Genomic DNA, 1153 nt, shown 5'->3' with positions numbered 1-1153 from the left:
AACAGCTCATAGAGGAAAAGAGATAATAGAAATTGAGACTAAGCATGGGAAAAATATAATACAAGTAACTGATAGCAATATAGGGATAATAGAGACTACATGCAAAGATAAAGTTTGTATGCATCCAGAGTATGTAAACAAGCCTGGTGAATCTTTAGTATGTTTGCCAAATAAGGTTATGGTTTATATAAAAGGTAAAATAGAAGAGGATGATGATATTATAATCTCACATTAATGAGGTGAAGTTGTGAAAGATACAAGAAGAATGGTCTATATTGGCTTATTAGTTGCACAAGCATTAGTGTTACATATTTTTGAAAGAATGATACCAGTACCATTTATAACACCAGGTGCAAAGCTAGGACTTGCAAATTTAATAACAGTTATAGCTTTATATACTCTTAATAATAAAAAAGATGCATTTTTAGTTATCTTTTTAAGGTTAACACTTGGAACAATGTTTGGTGGAAATTTATCATCATTTATGTATAGTGCAGTAGGTGGAATATTAAGTTTTGCAGCTATGGTTTTTGTAAAAGAAACTTTAAAAGATAAGGTAAGCATAATTGGAGTAAGCTGTGCAGGTGCAATATTTCATAATGTAGGACAGCTTATAGTAGCATCTTTAATAGTCAAAAATATAGGCATAATGATGTATTTACCAGTATTATCGACTATAGGTATAGGAACTGGGATTTTTATTGGGATTACAGCTAATTATGTAGTAAACCACTTATCTAAACTAAAAATGTTTAGATAGGAAATAGAAGGGGATTTTAATGGATAATATATGGAATAGCTATCCTGAATTAAAGGAAGAGTTAACATTAGTTTTAAATTTAATGAAAAAAAATGTAAAATGTAAAGATAAAAAAATTGAAAATTCAATAGTAGAATTAATTGAATGTGGTGGGAAATTATTAAGACCTGCATTTGTTATAATTGGTTCAAAATTTGGAAACTATGATAGAGAAAAAGCTGTGCCAACAGCAGCTGTAATAGAAATGTTACATATGGCAAGTTTAGTACATGATGATGTAATTGATGATTCTAAATTAAGAAGAGGTCAAGAAACAATACAATCAAAATATGGAAAAGACTATGCAGTATATATAGGAGATTATCTTTTCTGTGTATGCTTTAAGATATTAGC

General features: G+C 29.0%; 3 protein-coding genes. All 3 read left to right on the top strand.

Translation table 11 applies throughout. From position 1 onward, the window contains the following. Window positions 1–235, top strand: a 235-nt coding sequence (locus ACRC03_RS11265) for a NusG domain II-containing protein (protein ID WP_438652665.1), incomplete at its 5' end; no start/stop codon positions are given. A gap of 12 nt (window positions 236–247) precedes the next feature. Then, the gene (locus ACRC03_RS11260; RefSeq protein WP_438652664.1) at window positions 248–760 is read left to right on the top strand and encodes a Gx transporter family protein; all 513 of its coding nucleotides are present in this window, start codon (window positions 248–250) and stop codon (window positions 758–760) included. Between the two features lie 19 nt (window positions 761–779). After that, a partial coding sequence (locus ACRC03_RS11255) for a polyprenyl synthetase family protein (protein ID WP_438652663.1) occupies window positions 780–1153 on the top strand: 374 nt, incomplete at its 3' end.

This window comes from Romboutsia sp. (assembly GCF_051659545.1).
GTDB lineage: Bacteria > Bacillota > Clostridia > Peptostreptococcales > Peptostreptococcaceae > JBOFOR01.
This window is presented reverse-complemented; position numbering and strand designations above follow the sequence as displayed.